At 43.8% G+C, this 624-nt stretch carries 1 protein-coding gene; it reads right to left on the bottom strand.

Annotation, left to right across the window (positions count from 1 at the left end; genetic code table 11):
- Positions 1–10: 10 nt before the first annotated feature.
- A partial coding sequence (locus L2717_RS18100; protein ID WP_248938141.1) for an IS3 family transposase occupies positions 11–624 on the bottom strand: 614 nt, incomplete at its 5' end.

Here is a 624-nt window from a genome sequence, read left to right as displayed (position 1 = left end):
TATGAAGTGGTCAACTAAATTTGGCCACGGCTTTAGAATCTTCCCAAAATCTTCGCTCTGATTCATTTGGGCTTAATCCTGCATTGTAATGATGTGGCCTGACTTGGCTGTAATAACCAATAATATAATCAGTCACATCTTGTTTAGCTTCAACAAAACCCTTATAGCCTTGCGTTGGTACCCATTCCGTTTTTAAACTCCTGAAAAATCGCTCCATTGGCGCATTATCCCAGCAGTTACCTCGACGGCTCATGCTCTGAGTTATTTGATATTTCCACAGCCGTTGACGGTATTTAAGGCTAGTGTAATGACTGCCTTGGTCTGAGTGAAATATCAGGTTTTTAGGCTTACCCCGTGATTCAAATGCCATTTCCAGTGCTTTTGCTGTTAACTCAGTATCTGCTGAAAATGACATCGCCCAACCCACCGCTTTTCTGGAAAATAAGTCCAGTACTACCGCTAAATAGCACCAGCGATTACCCGCCCAAATATAAGTGACATCGCCACACCAAACGGTGTTTGGTTCAACCACAGCAAATTGTCGTTCGAGTATATTGGGGATAGCGACGTGCTCCTGCCCAGCCTTCTTGTAGTGATGTTTCGGTTGTTGGCAACTGACTAATC

This window comes from Shewanella glacialipiscicola, from assembly GCF_023283485.1.
GTDB classification, from domain to species: domain Bacteria; phylum Pseudomonadota; class Gammaproteobacteria; order Enterobacterales; family Shewanellaceae; genus Shewanella; species Shewanella glacialipiscicola.
This window is presented reverse-complemented; position numbering and strand designations above follow the sequence as displayed.